General features: G+C 64.9%; 16 protein-coding genes. 9 read left to right on the forward strand and 7 right to left on the reverse strand.

The genetic code is table 11. The features are described from left to right. Positions 1-90 precede the first annotated feature (90 nt). The 3 genes from dat to msrA all read left to right on the forward strand — a co-directional run bounded on the left by dat (position 91) and on the right by msrA (position 2,296). Positions 91-966 (forward strand): D-amino-acid transaminase, encoded by an 876-nt coding sequence (dat, locus tag VN706_14435; protein HXT16833.1) that lies wholly within the window; start codon positions 91-93, stop codon positions 964-966. A 108-nt stretch (positions 967-1,074) separates the two neighbouring features. Then, entirely contained in the window at positions 1,075-1,653 is a 579-nt protein-coding gene (locus VN706_14440; GenBank protein ID HXT16834.1) for a VTT domain-containing protein, read from the forward strand. 19 nt (positions 1,654-1,672) lie between these two features. Then, complete coding sequence (gene msrA, locus VN706_14445; protein HXT16835.1) at positions 1,673-2,296, forward strand: peptide-methionine (S)-S-oxide reductase MsrA; 624 nt, start codon at positions 1,673-1,675, stop codon at positions 2,294-2,296. On the opposite strand, the gene VN706_14450 is transcribed toward msrA, so the two are convergent. Genes VN706_14450 through VN706_14460 form a run of 3 tightly spaced genes read right to left on the reverse strand, consistent with a single transcriptional unit; the run spans position 2,289 to position 5,757 of the window. Further along, entirely contained in the window at positions 2,289-3,728 is a 1,440-nt protein-coding gene (locus VN706_14450; GenBank protein ID HXT16836.1) for a pyridoxal-dependent decarboxylase, read from the reverse strand. The two genes, msrA and VN706_14450, sit on opposite strands and share 8 nt — an antisense overlap. Positions 3,729-3,731: 3 nt before the next feature. Beyond that, positions 3,732-4,811, reverse strand: coding sequence for an ABC transporter permease (locus tag VN706_14455; protein HXT16837.1), 1,080 nt, complete (start codon positions 4,809-4,811; stop codon positions 3,732-3,734). Beyond that, positions 4,804-5,757 (reverse strand): ABC transporter ATP-binding protein, encoded by a 954-nt coding sequence (locus VN706_14460; protein HXT16838.1) that lies wholly within the window; start codon positions 5,755-5,757, stop codon positions 4,804-4,806. Before VN706_14460 ends, VN706_14455 begins: the two co-directional genes overlap by 8 nt. An 81-nt stretch (positions 5,758-5,838) precedes the next feature. Between VN706_14460 and VN706_14465 the strand changes: the two genes are divergently transcribed. Then, positions 5,839-6,597 carry a TonB-dependent receptor gene (locus VN706_14465; protein ID HXT16839.1) on the forward strand — a complete coding sequence of 253 codons (759 nt, stop codon included), beginning with the start codon at positions 5,839-5,841 and terminating at the stop codon, positions 6,595-6,597. Between the two features lie 12 nt (positions 6,598-6,609). Here the strand turns inward: VN706_14465 and VN706_14470 are convergent, their stop codons facing one another. Continuing rightward, complete coding sequence (locus VN706_14470; protein ID HXT16840.1) at positions 6,610-8,022, reverse strand: M20/M25/M40 family metallo-hydrolase; 1,413 nt, start codon at positions 8,020-8,022, stop codon at positions 6,610-6,612. 123 nt (positions 8,023-8,145) lie between these two features. On the opposite strand from VN706_14470, the gene VN706_14475 reads away from it, so the two are divergent. The 3 genes from VN706_14475 (at position 8,146) to VN706_14485 (ending at position 12,853) form a co-directional block, all read left to right on the forward strand. After that, positions 8,146-10,584 carry a ShlB/FhaC/HecB family hemolysin secretion/activation protein gene (locus tag VN706_14475; GenBank protein ID HXT16841.1) on the forward strand — a complete coding sequence of 813 codons (2,439 nt, stop codon included), beginning with the start codon at positions 8,146-8,148 and terminating at the stop codon, positions 10,582-10,584. A gap of 245 nt (positions 10,585-10,829) precedes the next feature. Beyond that, the gene (locus tag VN706_14480) at positions 10,830-11,801 is read left to right on the forward strand and encodes a hypothetical protein (GenBank protein ID HXT16842.1); all 972 of its coding nucleotides are present in this window, start codon (positions 10,830-10,832) and stop codon (positions 11,799-11,801) included. Continuing rightward, complete coding sequence (locus tag VN706_14485; GenBank protein ID HXT16843.1) at positions 11,801-12,853, forward strand: LLM class flavin-dependent oxidoreductase; 1,053 nt, start codon at positions 11,801-11,803, stop codon at positions 12,851-12,853. The genes VN706_14480 and VN706_14485 overlap by 1 nt, the downstream gene beginning before the upstream one ends. Positions 12,854-12,895: 42 nt before the next feature. Here the strand turns inward: VN706_14485 and VN706_14490 are convergent, their stop codons facing one another. Both VN706_14490 and VN706_14495 read right to left on the reverse strand, forming a co-directional pair. Beyond that, entirely contained in the window at positions 12,896-13,858 is a 963-nt protein-coding gene (locus tag VN706_14490) for a carboxypeptidase-like regulatory domain-containing protein (protein HXT16844.1), read from the reverse strand. Between the two features lie 113 nt (positions 13,859-13,971). Then, positions 13,972-14,130: a hypothetical protein gene (locus VN706_14495; GenBank protein HXT16845.1), complete on the reverse strand. Its 159-nt coding sequence runs from the start codon at positions 14,128-14,130 to the stop codon at positions 13,972-13,974. A gap of 247 nt (positions 14,131-14,377) precedes the next feature. Between VN706_14495 and VN706_14500 the strand changes: the two genes are divergently transcribed. Further along, positions 14,378-15,649, forward strand: coding sequence for a GGDEF domain-containing protein (locus VN706_14500; GenBank protein ID HXT16846.1), 1,272 nt, complete (start codon positions 14,378-14,380; stop codon positions 15,647-15,649). Positions 15,650-15,674: 25 nt separating this feature from the next. Here the strand turns inward: VN706_14500 and VN706_14505 are convergent, their stop codons facing one another. Further along, positions 15,675-15,971, reverse strand: a complete 297-nt coding sequence (locus VN706_14505) for an XRE family transcriptional regulator (GenBank protein HXT16847.1) — start codon at positions 15,969-15,971, stop codon at positions 15,675-15,677. A gap of 302 nt (positions 15,972-16,273) precedes the next feature. On the opposite strand from VN706_14505, the gene VN706_14510 reads away from it, so the two are divergent. Further along, positions 16,274-17,998, forward strand: a complete 1,725-nt coding sequence (locus VN706_14510) for a serine/threonine-protein kinase (GenBank protein HXT16848.1) — start codon at positions 16,274-16,276, stop codon at positions 17,996-17,998. Positions 17,999-18,002: the final 4 nt, after the last annotated feature.

Raw genomic sequence — 18,002 nt, forward strand, 5'->3', positions numbered from 1 at the left:
AAGGCTTACCGCGGACGAACGTCGGACGTCCGCATTTTTCGGGGAGGAGCGACAGCGTTATTTTCCAGTTGTTCCCACCCGTTGATTGCCGTGCTCTGTTATCTGAATGGCCAGTTCGTTCCGCGCGAAGGAGCGTCGATCCCGGTGGAGGATCGAGGCTTCATTTTCGGCGACGGCGTCTACGAAGTGTGGCGCGTCGTCAACGGACGGCTGTTCGAGACCGAGCGGCATCTCGATCGACTGGCGTTCGGACTTCGCGAGCTGCGCATCGCCGCCCCCGACGTGGCGAGCGCCCATGTCCTGACCGACGTGGCCGAGCGCCTGCTGAGCGATGGCGATCTGATGCACGGTGAAGCAACCCTGTACCTCGAGATCACGCGCGGCGCTGCTCCCCGCACGCATCAGTTTCCCGCGAACGCGCCGGCGCCGACCGTGTTCGTGATGGTCAATCCCTTCTCGCCGCCAAACGAGCTGCGCGCGCGCGGCGCCACGGCGATCACGACGGCGGACATTCGATGGCTGCGCTGCGACATCAAGACGATCCAGCTGCTGCCGAACGTCCTTGCCAAACAAGCGGCTGCCGAGCGCGGGGCAATGGAGGCGATCATGATTCGCGACGGCCTGGTCACCGAAGGGTCGCACGCGAACGTGGTGGGCGTGATCGACGGCGAGATCCGCACGCATCCGTTGAACAATCTCATCCTTCCTGGAATCACGCGCGCCGTGGTGCTCGAGATCGCGCGCGCGCTCGGCATGGCGGTGCGCGAGGGAGCGCTCACACGCGCAGAACTGTCGCGGCTGGATGAGTGTTTCCTCGTTGGCACCACTGCCGACGTGATGCCGATCGTGCGCATCGACGACGTGCCGGTCGCGAATGGCGCACCGGGTCCCATCGCCACTCGGCTGCATCGGGAATTTCGCGCGTACATGGACGCGGCGTGCAGCGCCGCCGCGATCGCGCCGTGACGGCGTAGCGGAGCGACGCCCATTCTTCTGCTCCTGTTTCAAACGGCCGCGGCGCATGCTCAGGCGACAAGGGTTCTGCATCAGCTCTGGGCGTACATCACGCTCGGGTTGACGGGCATCATCACCGAAGAGGCCACGCCGCTCATCGGAGGCCTGGCGGCGCACGATCATCGCTTGCGGCTGTCGCTCGTCGGGTTCTGGGTCGCGGGTGGAACATGGGTCGCCGACATCGGGTTGTACTATGTGGGACGCTGGCGCGGCGAGTGGGCGCGGCGGCGTTGGCCGCACCTTCGATCGTTCATGGTGCGCGCCTTCCGCGTGGTTCGCCGGCATCCGTGGCGTGTCTCACTGGCGGTGCGCTGGGCGTACGGCCTGCGGCTGACGCTGCCAATCGCGTGCGGCGCGGCTCGAGTGCCGATCTGGCTGTATGCGATCGGTGCCGCAGTCAGCTGTACGACATGGGCGTTCGCGTTCACACTGATTGGCTGGGGCTTCGGACGAACGACGCTGGTCCTGCTCGGTCACGTTCGCCGTTATGAAAATGTGCTCGTGGCGGCAATCCTTATTGGCCTTGCCGTCGTATTCTGGGTGATGAAGAAGCGGCACGTCGAGGAAGAAGTCGTCGAAGTGCTCGAGTCCGGTGATACGGGGCAGTTCCCGTTGGCGCCGTCGGAGGACGACGAATGACAAGTGAGCGGAGGCTCATATGATGAGACGCACATTCTTGCTGGCCGGCATGCTCGCCACGTTCGCCGCGGGCTCGGCCAGTGCGGGGACAGCGGCGAAGTCCGACGAAACGATCATCTTCGCCGGTGGATGCTTCTGGGGTATTCAGTCAGTGTTCGAGCACACCAAGGGCGTAACGAGCGCCGTTTCCGGGTACTCCGGCGGTTGGGCGGACAAGCCGTCGTACGAGCAAGTGAGCTCCGGACGAACGGGCCACGCCGAGTCGGTGCGCGTGACGTTCGATCCGTCGCAGGTCTCGCTCGATCAACTGCTACGCATCTTCTTCACGGTCGCGCACGATCCAACGGAGCTCAACCACCAAGGTCCGGACGTCGGCACGCAATATCGCTCGATGGTCGTCTACATGAACGACAATCAGAAGCGTGAGGTGAAGGCGTTCATCGATCAGCTGACGAAGTCGCACACGTACTCACAGCCGATCGTGACCGAAGTCGTGGCGTACAAGAACTTCTATCCGGCGGAGGCGTACCATCAGCACTACGCCGAGCTGAATCCGACGCAGCCGTACATCGCGATGTACGATCTGCCGAAGGTGGCGAATCTCAAGAAAGAGTTTCCGCAGTCGTACCGCGACATCAAGTAGCGAGGCGAGCACTGGCCTCGTTCAAGCGATCCCACGCCAGGCGCACGTGCTTCTTTTCAGTGCGAATGTTTCCGACCGCGAGCCGCAGCGTGAACCGGCCGTCGATCTTCGTATGCGAGAGAAACACGTCGCCGCCGGCGTTGACGGCGTGCATGATCGCCTCATTGCGCCGGTCGGCCCCGTCGTCACCCAATCCGTTCGCCGTGTAGCGGAAGCAAACGAGTGAGAAAGGCACGGGCGCCATCAGTTCCCAGTCAGAGCTCTTGGCGACCCACGACGCGAACTCGCGCGCGAGCTCGCAGTGTTCACGTAACCGATCGGCGAGCCCATCGACGCCGAACGCACGGATGATCATCCACAGCTTGAGCGCGCGGAACCGGCGCCCGAGCTGGACGCCGTAATCCATGTAGTTCACGACGTCGTCCTGCTCGCGCGTCACGAGATACTCGGGCACGAGTGAGAACGCGCGCTTGAGCACATCGGGACGTTTGATGTAGAACGCCGAACAATCGAACGGCGTGAACAACCACTTGTGCGGATTCACGACGAGCGAATCCGCGCCCTCGACACCGTCGAGCACGAAGCGGTATTCCGGAACGATCGCCAGCATGCCGCCGTACGCTCCGTCTACGTGCAGCCAAACGCCTTCGCGTTTGGCGATCGCCGCGATGGCGGGCACGGGATCGATGCTCGTCATTCCCGTGGTGCCCACCGTCGCGACGCACGCGAGCGGCAGATAGCCTTGCGCGCGATCGTCTGCGATCGCCCGCTCCAACGCCTCGGGCCGCATGCGGAACTCGTCGTCGTCATCCACCTTTACGACATTCTCGAGACCAAGCCCGAGCGCGAGCGCTGCCTTGTCGACGGACGAGTGCGCGTGCGGCGACGCATAAACGCGAAGCCGCGGAAGATCGGCGCGTCCCGCCATGCCTCGTTCGCGAATCGCCAGCTCGGGACGCGCTTCTCGCGCCGCGGCGAGCGCAAGCATCGACGAAATCGATGCCGTGTCGGTCGTGATCCCAAACCACTCGCCGCTCAACCCGAGCATCTGGCGCAACCAATCGGTCACGACTTGCTCGAGCTCGGTCGCCGCCGGCGACGTCTTCCACAGCATGGCCTTCACGTCGAGCGCCGAGACGAGCATCTCGCCGAGAATGCCGGGAATCGACGACGACGTCGCGAAGTATCCGAAGAATGCCGGATGATTCCAGTGCGTGATACCCGGGAGGATCTTCGACTCGAAATCGCCGATGATCGTCTCGAGCGGTTCGGCCGCGCGCGGTGGTGACGAAGGCAGTGACGCGCGTATCTCGCCCGGCGCCACTCGCGACAACACCGGAAACTTCTCGGGATGCTCGAGATATTCGGCGATCCAGTCGAGGATCGCGCGCCCATTGGTTACGAGGTCATCACGCGAGAGATCGCCCCCCAACGCTCACCTCCAGCGGAAGACGCGCAACGCGACCATGAAGCACACGATCATCCACGCCGCGAGAATCGCGAATTGAGGCCACAATGCGGGCAGCGCCGTACCACGCAGCATGCTCGCCCGCAACGCGTCGTTCGTCGCGGTGAGCGGCAGCGCCTTGATGAACGGCTGCACGGCGTGCGGAAAATTCTCCGACGAGAAGAACACGCCGGACAACACCCACATGGGCAGCATGGTGAGGTTCATGAGGCCGGACACGCCCTCGATGGTCTTGGAGCGCGACGCGATGAGCAAGCCGAGTCCGCCGAACGCGAGCGCGGAGACGACGGTAATGACCGCGACCGCGAAGATCGAACCACGCATGGGCACGCCGAAGAACAATCTCGAGAACGTCAGTAGCACGCCGGCTTCGATCGTCAGCATCACCAGCCGCGAAATGATGTACGACAAGAGATACTCGGCGCGCGACATGGGAGTCGCCACGAGCCGCTTGAGCAGATTCTTACGCCGCTGATCGACGATCGAGAAACCGAGTCCCCAGATGCCGCCGCCCATGATCGTCATGCCGAGCAGGCCGGGGATGACGAAATCGATATAGCGCGCGCCCGCTTCGCGCACCTGTCGCTCACTCACGCGAACGGGATCGGCGCGACCCGCGCCGCGCTGCAGCGCGTCATCGACCATCATCCGCGCGTCGCGCGCGTCGGGCCGCGTGTTATCGAACTGGTACGTGACGCCGCCGTCGGCGGCGGGCGTGGCAACCAGCGCCACGCGTCCCGTCTGAAGCGCAGTGGCGGCGGTATCGGCCGCAAGCAGGTCCACAGCGAGTCCCTTGTCGCGCTTCAACGACGCCGCGATGCCCGCGGCTCGCGAGTCCGTATTCGCCACGGCGACATGCACGATGTCAGGCGGCTTGCTCCGAAACGCGATGCCGAGTCCGATGGCCAGCAGAATGGGAAAGCCGAACGACCAGAACAACGCTTCCGGTTCGCGCGTGTACTCCTTGAAACGCACCCCGACGAGCTGCGCCAGCGAGCCCCGATCGCCTCGATCATCCCGCTTACCCTGTTTACCTCGTTCACTCATCGCGAAGCTGTCTCCCCGTGAGCGACACGAACACGTCCTCGAGTGAAGCGGAATGCGTGGTGAGTTGCGTCATTTCCGCGCCGCGCTGCGCGATGAACGACAAGAGCGCCGGCACCGCGCGATGCAATGCACTGACCTGCAGCTCGTACCCGCCGGTCACCGTTCGCGCGGTGCGCGCCCCCTCGAGCGCGCGCAACGCCTCGGTGTCCAGCGGCGTGCTCCCCGGCGCAAGCGCGAACTCCACCACATGCTCGGCGCCCAGCGATCTAATGAGCTCGAGCGGTGTGCCGAGGGCGATGACCTTTCCGTGATCGACGATGGCGACGCGGTCGCAGAGTATCTCCGCTTCGTCCATGTAGTGCGTCGTCAGAATGATCGTGCGGCCGAGCGATTTGAATTCCGTGATCAAATCCCAGAGCTGCCGTCGGGACTGCGGATCGAGACCGGTGGTGGGCTCGTCGAGAAAGAGGAGGTCGGGATCGCCGACGATGGCGCACGCGAGCGCCAGGCGCTGCTTCTGGCCGCCGGACAGCTTGCCCACGCGACCGTCGCGCTTCTCTTCGAGCTGAACGAGGCGAATGACCTCGTCGACGGTGCGGCCCGATGTGTAGAAGCTGCGAAACAGCCGCACCGTCTCTTCCACCGTCAGCTTGTCGGCGAGCTGCGTTTCCTGAAGTTGAATACCAAGACGCTCACGAAGCTCGTGCTCATGGTGGTCCCACTGCATGCCGAGCAGCTCGACGCGCCCCGAGTCGGGCGCCAGCAGCCCTTCGCAGATCTCGATGGTCGTCGTTTTTCCGGCGCCGTTGGGCCCCAGCAGGCCAAAGCATTCGCCCGGTGCGACCGTGAGGTCGAGCCCCGCGACCGCGTGGACGTTACCGAACGACTTTCGAAGATTCTCGACGAACAACGCGGGCGCGGCGGCGGCGGTCGCGGAAATAGGCATACGCGCTGAAACCTACACCTGGGTCCCCTTGCTCGGGATTGCGTCAGGTCATAGCGTGAAAGAGCGGTCACCCACCCAGCCATGCGTGTTGTCGTCGGTTTGTTGGTGTTTGTTCCGGCGATCGTCGCCGCCCAGCGGTCGACGCGATCGGAGGTAGGCGCGGCGCGCGGAACGACGCGCGACTCCGCGGGACATCGCGTGGGCGGCGTCCTCGTGGCTCCGCTCGGCGGCGGGTTGAGCGCACGAACCAACGAGGCGGGCGCGTATCGGCTGGATGGTCTCGCGGCCGGCCGTGTGCTGCTCACGGCGCGGCACTTTGGCTTCGCGCCGGAAACGATCGCCGTCGTGGTGCAAGCGGGCGGAGTCGTCGTCGGCGATTTCGAGATGAGGCCCGCGGTCGCGCTGCTCGACACCGAGCACGTCGCCGCGGATCCGATGCGCGGAAAGATGGGATCGTTCAATCGCCGCCGCGCGCGCGGCGTGGGCTCGTTCATCACGCGCGATCAGATCGAGAAGCGTCAGGCCGCCAGTGTGAGCGAGCTGCTTCGGACGTTGCCTGGTATCGGCGTCATCCAGATGCGCGCCGGCGATCCGCAGCCCGTGCACATGCAGCGATCGCGGAACACGACGGCGCGCGGCGACTGCTCGGTGCGGATCTACGTTGACGGCGAGCCGTATCCCAACGGCAACGTCGACGACTTCGACCCGCTGACCCTCGAGGGTGTCGAGGTGTATCGCAGCGCCTCGGAGATCCCCGCCGACTTTCGTACGAGCGACGCGACGTGCGGCGTGATCGCGCTCTGGACGCGCGATCCGGAATCGGCGCGTCGCAAGCCGTAGGCGCGGCGGCCGCTACTGCACGTACCGCAGCACGTCGTACGTGTACTTGAGCCCGAACGCGACGTTGTCGACCGAGATGCGCTCGTTGTTGCCGTGCATGCCCGTTTGCAGGTCCGACGCTTCGATCTTGAACGGATCGAATCCGTACGTGATGATACCGAGCGCGCGGTAGGTCGGGCGGTCGGTGGCGGCGGTCAGCATTGGCGTCGTGACCAAGGCGTTCGGATCGCGATCGTGCGACGCGCGCTCGATGGCCCGAAAGAGATCGGTGGCGATCGGATTCTCGAGCGGCGGCTTGGGCTCGAGCAACGTCGTGAAATGCACCGCCGTGTCGCCGACGATCCGCCGCAACGTCTTCATGAACTCCACGGGGTCGGTGTCCGGCAGCAGCCGAATGTCCAGCTCCGCGGTGGCTTCGGCCGGGATGACGTTCGTCTTGTTCGACCCCTGAAGCGCCGTCAGGGAGATCGTGTTGCGCAGAATGGCGTTCCAGTAGACGTCGTTCGTGATCCAGTCGCGCGCTTTAGCATTATTTAAAGCCGCCGCGACGTCGCTCAGCCACGTGCGCTGCGGCTCGGGATACGTCCGCGCGATGTCGTGAAAGTATTTCGCGACGCCCGGCGTGGCGTGGAGCGGCGTCTCGTAGCGGGCGATCTTGTCGAGCGCCGCCACGAGTTTTGGCACGGGGTTGAGCTTCGTCGGGCGCGACGCGTGCGACGGCGTGCCGCGCACGCTCACGCGCTGCCAGAACGTGCGCTTCTCGGCGACGCCCACGCCGTAATACGCGAGCTTCCCGCGCTCAACCTGATTGCCGCCGCCTTCGGTCATCAGGTACTCGACGTCCTCGAGCAGATCGGGATGGCGCTTGACGAACACCACCGCGCCGGTTGAACCCAGTTCCTCGTCGGCGTTGCCGATGAAGACGATGTCGCGGCTGAGCGGCAGGCCGCTCCGCTTGATGGCGATCATCGTCATGAGCTGCACGATGCCTTCGCCCTTCATGTCGATCGTGCCGCGGCCCCAGATGTACCCGTCCTTCACGAGCCCCGCGAATGGATCGACCGACCAGAAACTTGGCGTCACCGGCACGACGTCCATGTGGTGCACCAGCGCGATCGCTTTCTTCGATCCGTTTCCTTTGATCCGCGCATACAGATTTGCGCGGCCGCTGGGTGCAAGCTCGGCGGTATCGAGAATGCGCGCCTCGATGCCTTCCTTGTCGAGAATCTGCTTGAGAAATCGAGCCGCCTGGAGCTCGTTACCGGGCGGATTCGTCGTATTGATCTTTATGTAATCCGAAAGGACACGCACCGTCTCATTCGTGAGCGCGTTCCAGTCGACGGGTGTCTGCGCGAGTGCGCGCTCGCCGTGGCTGAACGACACGCTCGCGGCGAGGATGAGAGCGAACGGACGAAGTCGAGGCATGGGACCGACGGAGGGTAGCGGGGGAGTTGACGTATGGCCGGGAATTAACGCACGGCACGGCTCGTTCGAAACCCGGGCTGAGTCTCGCCCGTACCGATGGCAGCGCTCACGAGGCCTCGAATCATGCTATTGCCGCTCCTCAGTGCCGCGCTGTGTCTGACCTTTCAGGTCGCACAGAGCGGGCGTCCCGACTATCCGCGCTATCCGCGGGTCATCGACAGCACGCGCGACTCCGTCACGATGCGAACCTCGCAGTACGGGGAGCAGGGTCGCCGGCGGCCGGTGACAGAAGCGCTTCGCTCCAGCGCGTTTCACGATGCGACGGCGCGGAGCATGTTGCTTGCAGCGCGCGTCGCGCGAATGCGACAGGACTCGGCGCTCCGCTCATATGACGCGATGGCGTACGAACGCGTGTCCGCGGGGATGAGCATCACCAGCATCGGCCGAAACCGCTTGATCTTCCGTCACGAAGCCGCGTCACGGGTTCGTTGGCAGCAAGGCATTGGCGCGTGGGTGGATGTCAAAGGCGCGCGCACGGTGGTTCCAATCGTCCACAATGACGAGGCGGATCGCGAGATCAAACGTGAGTCGCGGAGCGAGCCCGACCTGATGGGCGCCGTTCCGTACTATCCCGGTTACGAGCCATTGTGGGTGGGCGGCGGCGAGGTTGCGCGCGCGCAAGTCGATGAGAGCGAGATCGTCAATCCGATCGCCGACGGCGCTGAGGCGTACTACACCTTCGAGAGCGGCGATTCGCTGAGCTTCCGGCTTCCGGACGGTACGAGCGTGCATTTGCGAGAGCTTCGTTTCCGGCCGCGCCAACCGAAGTGGAATCTGGTCGTGGGCTCGGCGTGGTTGGATACGCGATCCGGACAAGTCGTGCGCGCCGCGTATCGCTTATCGGTGCCGATCGATGTCTGGGGCCTGGTCAAGGAGGAGAATCAAACCGGCGAAGACGATGTCCCAGGGTGGGTCATGGCCATGATGTCGCCCATGAAAGCCGAGCTGTCGGCGATCGGCGTCGAGTATGGGTTGTATGAGGGGCGCTTCTGGCTGCCTCGGCTGCGCGTTGCCGAAGGAAGCGCGACCGTATCCTTCATGCACGTGCCGGTGAAGATGGAAGAGAGTTTCAAGTACGCGAGCGTGAACGGCAAGGACACCTTGCCGCCGATCAATTTCGGGCAGTTTTCGCCGCGCGCCCGGGTGCAAGTACCCGATTCGCTGAGGGGCCGGGCGCGCCGCGCATGGATCGATTCCGCCACGGCCGCGCAGCGCGCACGAGCGCGCGCGTCGAACGATTCCATTCGAGCCGGTCTCAAGCCGCGCCCGCCGATGCCGATATCGGCGTGCGACACGTCCGACACGCGAACGACGACACGCGATCCCTACAACGGCCGAGTGCGCGTCGCGATGCGCGTTCCGTGCGATCCGGAAAAGCTCGAGCATTCACCCGACTTGCCCCCGTCGATCTATGACAAGAATGAAGAGATCTTCAATGAGAAAGATCTCGAAGCGCTCAAGGCCGCCGCGCTGTCGCTGAGCGCGCAGGCGCCGCTCCAATTCCGGCCCTCGTTGCTGCCCAAGCCGACCATCGCGTACGGGCCGTCGATGATGCGGTACAATCGCGTCGAGGGCTTCTCGTTCGGCGCATCGGTCGATCAGCAGCTCGGGGGCGGATACAGTGCCACCGGCATCGCGCGACTGGGGCTTGCCGATCTGGAGCCGAACGTGGAGCTCGGCGGAACGCGGACGAATTTCACCGACTCGATCGGTGCGCGCGTGTACAACCATCTCGTGTCGGCGAGCGATTGGGGACATCCGCTGAGCTTCGGCAGCTCGTTCTCCGCGCTCTTCTTCGGGCGCGATGAAGGATTCTACTATCGGGCGTCCGGCGTCGAGCTGAACGGCGCGCGCGGCACGCCGCTCGGCTCGACGCGTCTCAATTGGCGCGCGTTCGTGGAAAACCAGCGCTCGGCGAAGGTGCGCTCCAACTTCACCGTGAACGGTTCGGGCTTCGTGCCGAACATCACGTCGCGTGCCGATACGTACGAAGGCGTTGGTGCTCGGTTGACGAACGATTACGGCCTCGATCCCAACGGCTTGCGGCTGTTCACCGATCTGCGCGTCGAAGCCGCGCACGGCGACTCGCTCTATGGCCGCGCGGCGCTGGACTTCACGGCGTCGCACGGTCTCGGGAGAGTCGCCGCCGCGATGACGCTTTCGGGCGGGAGCTCGGTCGGGGGACTGCCGCCGCAGCGGCGTTGGTTCCTCGGCGGGTCGCAGACGATTCGAGGACAGGCGCCCGACACGACGCAAAGCGGCAATGCCTATTGGATGTCGCGACTCGAGCTTGGCTCGAACGACCCGGGAATTCGGCCCAGTATGTTCGGCGATCTGGGGTGGGTAGGTAACCGGTCGAAGTTGAGCCAGGTCGGCCGGCCGATGAGCGGTGTGGGGGCGGGCGTTTCGTTCATGGACGGGTTGTTCCGGTTCGACGTGGCGCGCGGGTTGTATCCGCGGAAGCAGTACCGGGTGGACCTGTATCTCGAGTCCAAGTTTTGAGTAAAGATTCCCGATACTTTATCCAATCCTATTGACGGCCTGAGTAACCGCCTTACTTTCTGATCATGACCCGCGCCCAAACCATGTGCTGCTGCTGCATGTGTCTCATGTGTCAACCGACACCTGAGGGTCTGGGCGTGCACGACATGTAGTAGCGAACTCACTTCGCGACTCGCGCTCCGATCCTCAGCCAGGATCGGGGCGTTTTTTTTGTTTGCAGATCGTTCCTCACTCACAGGTTCTTCATGCAACCCATCGCCGTCTATCACGAGCATCCCGACTGGTTCAAGCCGCTCTTCGCCGAGTTGGATCGGCGCGGGCTGCCGTACGTCCGCCTCGATGCGGCCGCGCACGTGTTCGATCCATCGGAGGACGACGTGCCGTATTCCGTGGTCGTGAATCGCGCGAGCCCGTCGGCGTATCTGCGCGGGCACGCCCAGTCGACGTTCCACACGCTCCACTGGTTGCGGCATCTCGAGCGCATCGGGATCCCGGTGATCAATGGATTACAAGTATACTCATTCGAACTTTCTAAAGCATCACAGCTGGATCTGCTCGAGGAGCTCGGGCTTCCATACCCGAAGTCGCGCGCCATCAACAATGCGTCGCTCGCGGCGAAGGCGGCGGAGGGATTGCGCTATCCGGTGCTCGTGAAGGCGAACATCGGCGGCTCGGGCGCCGGCATCGTGCGGTATGAGACCGAGGCGGCGCTCACCGGCGCCGTTGAACGCGGCGACGTGCAGCTGGGCATCGACGGCGTGGCGCTGGTGCAGGAATCGGTGCCATTCCGCGACGGCCACATCGTGCGCGTCGAGACGATGGGCGGCAAATACCTCTATGCGATCAAGGTGTATCCGGCCGGCAGTTCGTTCGACCTCTGCCCGGCCGACGCCTGCCAGACGAAGGACGGCGTAGAGCTGGTCGGCGGCGCGTGCGCGGTCGACGCGCCGAAGTCGGGCCTCAAGGTCGAAGGCTACGAGCCGCCGCGCGAGATCATCGAGCAGGTCGAGCTCATTTCGCGCCGCGCGGGCCTCGACATCGGCGGCATCGAGTACATGATCGACGACCGCGACGGCAAACACTACTTCTACGACGTCAACGCGCTCTCGAACTTCGTGGCGCAGCCGTTGGACGTCATTGGCTTCGATCCGTGGCCGCGGTTCGTCGACTATATCGAGACGCGTGCGGCCGCGCGTCCGGTGGGAGTGACGGCGTAATGCGATACGGATACTGGCTTCCCGTTTTCGGCGGCTGGCTGCGCAACGTCGACGACGAGGGCATGGCGGCGTCGTGGGATTACGTGAAGACGCTCGCGCAGCGCAGCGAGGAGCTCGGCTACGACATCACGCTGATCGCCGAGTTGCTGCTCAACGACATCAAGGGAATCGAGGCGCCGTCGCTCGACGCATGGTCGACCGCGGCCGCGCTCGCGGCGGTCACGGAGCGGCTCGAGTTGATGGTGGCCGTTCGCCCGTCGTTTCATCCGCCGGCGATTCTCGCCAAGCAGGCGGCGAACATCGATCGCATCTCGAACGGCCGTCTGGCGCTGAACGTGGTGTCGGCCTGGTGGAAGGACGAAGCCCGCCGCTTCGGCGCCGCGTTCGACGAGCATGACGACCGCTACGCGCGCACGAAGGAATGGCTCGACGTGGTCGACGGCGCGTGGAGGGAGAAGAAATTCTCCTATCACGGGAAGTTCTACAATCACGACGACATCGTGCTCGAGCCCAAGCCGATCTCGCGCGACAGGCGTCCGCGGCCGACGATCTACGCCGGCGGCGAGTCCGACGCCGCGAAGACGCTCATCTCGCGGCAGTGCGACGCGTACGTCATGCACGGTGATCCACCGGAGCGCATCGCGCCGAAGATTGCCGACATGCGCGAACGGCGCGAGCGCGCCGCCGAAGCGCTCGGCGTCGATCTCCCGCCGATGCAGTTCGGCGTCGCGGCGTATGCCATCGTGCGCGACACGGAGTCCGAGGTGCGGGACGAGATCGATCGCATCACGAACGTCGCGATCGGCTCACCCGGCTACGGCAACTATCGCGATTGGATCTCGAACACGAAGCTCGAACAGCAGGTGAGCCTGCAGGACTACTCGGTGTCGAATCGCGGACTGCGCGCCGGCCTGGCCGGGACGCCCGATCAGGTGGCCGAGCGTGTCGCGGAGTTCGCGGCGGTGGGCGTGAACCTGCTGCTGCTCCAGTGCAGCCCGCAGCTCGAGGAGATGGAACGCTTCGCCGACGACGTGATCGCCGCGGCCGTGTAAGCGAACGCGGCGAGCCAGTGCGACGGCGCTGGCTCACCGCGCTTACGGCTTTCCTTTCAGAAACTTCACGCGAAGCGTTCGCTGTTCCTCGGTCGACGGCTCATCGGGGATCTTGCCCTTGATGTCGTCGCGCGGATAGACCATCGACGAGATGCGGTCCAGCACCGGCACGCCCGGCACGACTTCCCTGAAGTCGGCGCGAATGGACTGGCCGCCGATGCGGCGCCGCAAGTCCTTCGTGAGATTCACCAGGCTCACGATCGTCGCGCGAAGCTGGAATGTTTTCCGATCGAGGTACAGTGTGCCGCCGATGTCGGGCGTATGCACCGTCGGCGCCGGCACGAAGTCGATGCGCAGCAGCGAATCGCCGTCCAGCTCATCGACGCCGGAATAGTCGAAGCAGTGTGAGTTCAGAAAACGCTCATCGGCGAAGTCCGCGAGCTCGGGCATCGTGATGGTCGTCCAGGTGCCGCTGAATACGCCTTCGTCGATCTGCCGCCGCCCCAGCAGCTTGCCCGGCTCGTACGCCCAGCTGCGCGCGCTGCCCCGCTCGATGGTATCGATCGCGATGAAGCGCGCCTCGAGCATCGGTTCCGGTCGTGAGATGGTTCGTTCGATGAAAAGCTCGAACGGATACGATCGCTCGAGCAGGCGATTGCGTTCGGCGTTCTCGCGCATTTGCTCGAACAGCGTCGCGAGCGCGGTGCCGTACCGCGCCATGGATGCGCCGGGATGCATGCAGGCCTTCGCGAGCGTCTGGATCGCCGGCAGCTCGATCGTGATCAGCGACAGGCCGATGTCGAGTCGCAGCGTGTCGCCGTCGCGCAGCATGAGCGTCGTATCGAACGGCGTGTAGCCGACGTGCTTCGCGCTGAAAGTCACGCGGCCGCCGGGCAGATCGCGAATGATGAAGCGGCCGTCGGCGTCGGTGAATTGCTCGCGCGGAGTCGGCTGCGTGCCGACCACGGAGTAGGAAAGCGCGACCGAGGTGCCGGTCGACAGCACCCGTCCGGAGATTACAGCATGCTGCGCAGAGGCTGCGGTCGCCGTTGCTGCAATCGATGCGGCGACGAGCGGCCCTGTTGTGAGCCGTCTACCCGGGTGGGGGCAGAAACGGATCATTCGTACTCGCGCGCGAAGCGAATGCCGTAGTACATGCCGATGCCGGTACCGACCGTGCTGAGCACGAAGGCGGTCATGAGGCCGAACTTGTCGCCGAGCCACCAACCGATGCTGCTGCCGATGGTCGTGCCGATGAGTATCAACAATTTTCGCATTGCGTCCTGCCAGATCAACCGGTTGGTGACGAAAAGGGTTCAACAGGGCTTCTGGCAATCGACGCGGGAAATTGCATTGCGCCACACCGAGCTCATACACATTTGGATACAGTGTTGGTCATAAGCCATTGTGGATCAAGCGGTTGCGCGGATTTTTCGTGCTGGCGGCGGACTGGTCCGAATATTACCATAGCGGCGACCAGACTCCTGGCCGGCTCGGCCGTGAGCGACCTGCATCCCCGAGCTCGTGAGACGCGATCCTCAAACCACCGCCCGCGCGAACGCCGAAGTTCTGCTCTGGCAGGGCCGTGTCCGCATCGCCGTCGCCATGGCGGCGGGCGGCATCGCGTTCGTGCTGCGAGAATTTGGCATGCTGCAGGGAAACGCGGCCGCGCTGTTGGCGGTGATCGCGGGCTACCTGGGCGCGATCGGCGTCTTGGGCTGGAGTCTTCGGCGGCACGGCGCCGCGGGCGACTCGACGATCGCCGCGACCGTGGCGTGCGACCTTCTTTTCATCTTCGCCTCGACGCTCGCCTCCGCGTCGCCGGACCATTATTACAGAATACTCATTCTGTCGTTCTTCGTGCTGCACTTGACGGAATCGTACTTCGGCCGGCGGCACGCGGTGTTCGCGCTTGGCGCGGTCGTCGGCGCGTATGGCGGGCTGCTCGCCGCCGTCGCGGCGCGCGGCCTGACGCCGCGGTGGCCCGACGAGCTCTGGGCGCTGGCGCTGTTCACGATCACGTCCGTCGCCTTTCTGGTGCAGTACGGCAGCTCGCAGCGCCGGCTCGAGCGCATCGTCGAGCTGTTCGAGGACGCGGAGCAGGGTGATTTCACGAATGCGTACGATCTGGCGGCCGATCACGCTCCGGACGCGATCACGCGGGTCGGGCGCGCGTACAATCGCGTGCGGGTCCAGCTGGCGAGCATGGTGCTGACCGATCCGCTCACGGGCTGCCTCAATCGCCGCGGGCTCGATCAAGCGATGGCGCGCGAGATCGCCCGCTCGGCGCGCGCGGGGAGCGAGCTCTCGTTGATCGCGTTCGACCTCGACCACTTCAAGCACATCAACGACAGCTACGGCCACTTGGCGGGCGACGTGGTGCTGCGCGATTTTGGCGCGCTGCTCGTGCAGATCGCGCGCGCCGGCGACATGGTGGCGCGCACGGGCGGCGAGGAGTTTTCGATTCTGCTGCCCGATACCGATCCCGCGGGTGCCTATCGGGCGGGAGTGCGGGTGTGTGATAGCGTGCGGTCGCACCACTTCCTCGTGAACGGGAAGCGGGTGCAGGTCACGATCAGCGTCGGGGTCGTGTCGGTGAGCGGTGCGGCGCACGACGCGGCGGGCACGAGCCTGAAGGCGCGCGCCGACGAAGCGTTGTATGCGGCCAAACGCGGTGGCCGTGACCGGGTGCGCGTGTGGAACGACGGTTTGGCGTCGCTCGAGAGCGAGACGCCGCCGGACGGCGCGGTGATCGCGCCGTCCGACGGACTTCACTCAGCGTTGAACGCCAGCTAAATGCTGGCTGAACGCCAGCTGAACCTTACCGGCGAACGACGCTGACTTTCCCGGACTTGCCCCTGGACGGGCGAATGACGATATCGATGTCGCGGCCCAGGCGCGCGAGCATGCGAAGGAGGCGCTCCGTCGAGAAGCCGCGCAGCTTGCCGGTGACGACGAGGGAGATCTGCGACGGCGCATCACGCATGATGTACGCTGCTTCGGTCTGCGTGAGCTGCTGATCGTCGAGAATCGTCGCGATTTCCTTCGCGAGGACGTTTTTCGGGATCACCGATTCAGTGGCCGCTTTGGAGCGGCGAGACGAGTTGGCTCGAGCCACGGTCTGTTGGGTAAGAAGGAAAGAGGATGGTCCCACAGATTAGAGCGCTTTAATCTTACTGCAACCGCTGGACTCCGAAAGGGTGAATCGCAGATTCCCCGCAGTTGGTGGGTTGTCCCGGACGTCGGCGGCGGTTTGCCGCCCGATTGTGTCCAATTAGTAAGATTGTGCGACGCCACTGGCATCAGCGTTCATACGCGGACCTTATATCAAAGCGTTGTCAGCGTCGTCCACCGTGATCGCGAGGCAATCTGCGGTCCGGCCATCAGAAAGAACTCATAAAAGTCTATACAGACTCCGCCATGACGGACTTCGCCGACCATCTCCAGAGCGCCCTGGGGGCCAACTATCAGCTCGATCGCGAGCTGACGGGCGGCGGCATGAGCCGTGTCTTCGTGGCGGTCGATCTCGTACTGGGTCGCAAAGTTGTCGTAAAGGTTTTGCCGCCCGAGCTGGCCGCCGGCGTCAATCGCGAACGATTCCGGAGAGAGATCCAGGTCGCGGCGCAGCTGCAGCATCCGCACATCGTGCCGCTCCTGTCGGCGGGTGAGCAGGGCGATCTCCTGTGGTACACGATGCCGTACATCGAAGGCGAGTCGCTACGCGCCGCGCTCGAGCGAAAACGGCATTTCACGGTGCGCGAAATCGTCCGCATTCTGCACGACGTCGTCGACGCGCTCGCGTTCGCGCACCAGCGCGGCGTCATTCATCGCGACATCAAGCCGGCCAATATCCTCACCCAGGGCTCGCACGCGCTGGTCACCGACTTCGGCGTGGCCAAGGCGCTCAGCGCGGCATTGCCCCTGAGCGGAGTGACGTCGGCCGGCATCGCGATCGGCACCCCCGCCTACATGGCGCCCGAGCAACTCGCCGGAGATTCGACAGCCGACCACCGCATGGACATTTACGCGGTGGGCTTGCTCGCGTACGAGCTCGCCACGGGCGAATCTCCGTTCACGGGTCCGTCGCCGCGCGAAACGCTCGCCGCGCAACTCACGCGCGTTCCGAACCCACTGCACGAAGTCTCGCCCGAGGTGCCGCGCACGCTGTCGGATCTGATCATGCGCTGCCTCGCGAAAGACCCGAACGCGCGGCCGCAGAACGCCGACGAGATCCTGCAGGAGCTCGACTCCCTGACGATGCCGATGGTCGTGACGCCGCGCAACGGCGGCGTCGATGCGCGCACGGGACGGCGCCCGTGGCTGGGGATCGCCGCGGTGGCGATTCTGTTCGCCGTGCTCGCCGGTGTCGGCTACGTCGTGACGCGCCCACGCCCGCAATCGCCGCCGAGTGCGACGATGCCCCATGGGCCGCCGCCGCCGGCAGCGGCGGTGGTTCGGCCGGAAAGCGTCGTCAAGCGCGCGGTCGCGACGAGCAGCATTGCTCCGGCCGGAACGCCGAAACCGGTGCGGCCCGTGATCACGCACGAGGATTCCGTTCGCATCGCGGAGGCGGTGCGCAAGCGCGTCGACGCCGCGAAGACGCGCGACTCGCTCGCGAAAGCCAAGCTCGCCGAGGAGACGCAGCGCAAGATGGTCGACTCGATCATCGCGGCCAACTCCGGCTCGGCATCGGGCGGCGCGGTCGCGGGCGGACCACGCCGCCTCGCCATTGCCGAACCAGCCGACATTCGGTCGTGGCCCGAGGCAAATCTGCTGGGACGTGCCGTGTCCGACAGCCTCCGGCGCATGCTGCGCGCACGGTCGAAGCAGTATTCCGTCGTCGATCAGGACTCCGTGCGCCTGCAGCTGGCGCGATCGCGAGACCCGAACGAGCTGGGAAAAACGCTCAACAGCGATCTGATCGTCTCGGTTCGTCTGCAGCTGCTGCGGGGAGACTCCGCGGTGCTGATGCTGCAGACCTACGATCTGACCGCGACGAACGCGTTTCGCTCGCGCACCGCGGTGAATCGAGCCGTTCCCAAGAGCGAAGTACTGGCCGACCTGGACGCGCTGCTCTTCTCGACGCTCAACTTCCTCGACGAGATGAGCCGCGCGCCGCGCCGCCCCAGGCCGCCCGGCGGCTGATTAG

It is taken from the genome of Gemmatimonadaceae bacterium (assembly GCA_035606695.1).
GTDB lineage: Bacteria > Gemmatimonadota > Gemmatimonadetes > Gemmatimonadales > Gemmatimonadaceae > JAQBQB01.

Bases quoted from the DNA above. Each gene is read 5' to 3' on its own strand.
- msrA (HXT16835.1), top strand. From the start codon at position 1,673: ATGATGAGACGCACATTCTTGCTGGCCGGCATGCTCGCCACGTTCGCC.
- VN706_14455 (HXT16837.1), bottom strand. From the start codon at position 4,811: ATGAGTGAACGAGGTAAACAGGGTAAGCGGGATGATCGAGGCGATCGG.
- VN706_14460 (HXT16838.1), bottom strand. From the start codon at position 5,757: ATGCCTATTTCCGCGACCGCCGCCGCCGCGCCCGCGTTGTTCGTCGAG.
- VN706_14465 (HXT16839.1), top strand. From the start codon at position 5,839: ATGCGTGTTGTCGTCGGTTTGTTGGTGTTTGTTCCGGCGATCGTCGCC.
- VN706_14470 (HXT16840.1), bottom strand. From the start codon at position 8,022: ATGCCTCGACTTCGTCCGTTCGCTCTCATCCTCGCCGCGAGCGTGTCG.
- VN706_14475 (HXT16841.1), top strand. From the start codon at position 8,146: ATGCTATTGCCGCTCCTCAGTGCCGCGCTGTGTCTGACCTTTCAGGTC.
- VN706_14480 (HXT16842.1), top strand. From the start codon at position 10,830: ATGCAACCCATCGCCGTCTATCACGAGCATCCCGACTGGTTCAAGCCG.
- VN706_14485 (HXT16843.1), top strand. From the start codon at position 11,801: ATGCGATACGGATACTGGCTTCCCGTTTTCGGCGGCTGGCTGCGCAAC.
- VN706_14495 (HXT16845.1), bottom strand. From the start codon at position 14,130: ATGCGAAAATTGTTGATACTCATCGGCACGACCATCGGCAGCAGCATC.
- VN706_14510 (HXT16848.1), top strand. From the start codon at position 16,274: ATGACGGACTTCGCCGACCATCTCCAGAGCGCCCTGGGGGCCAACTAT.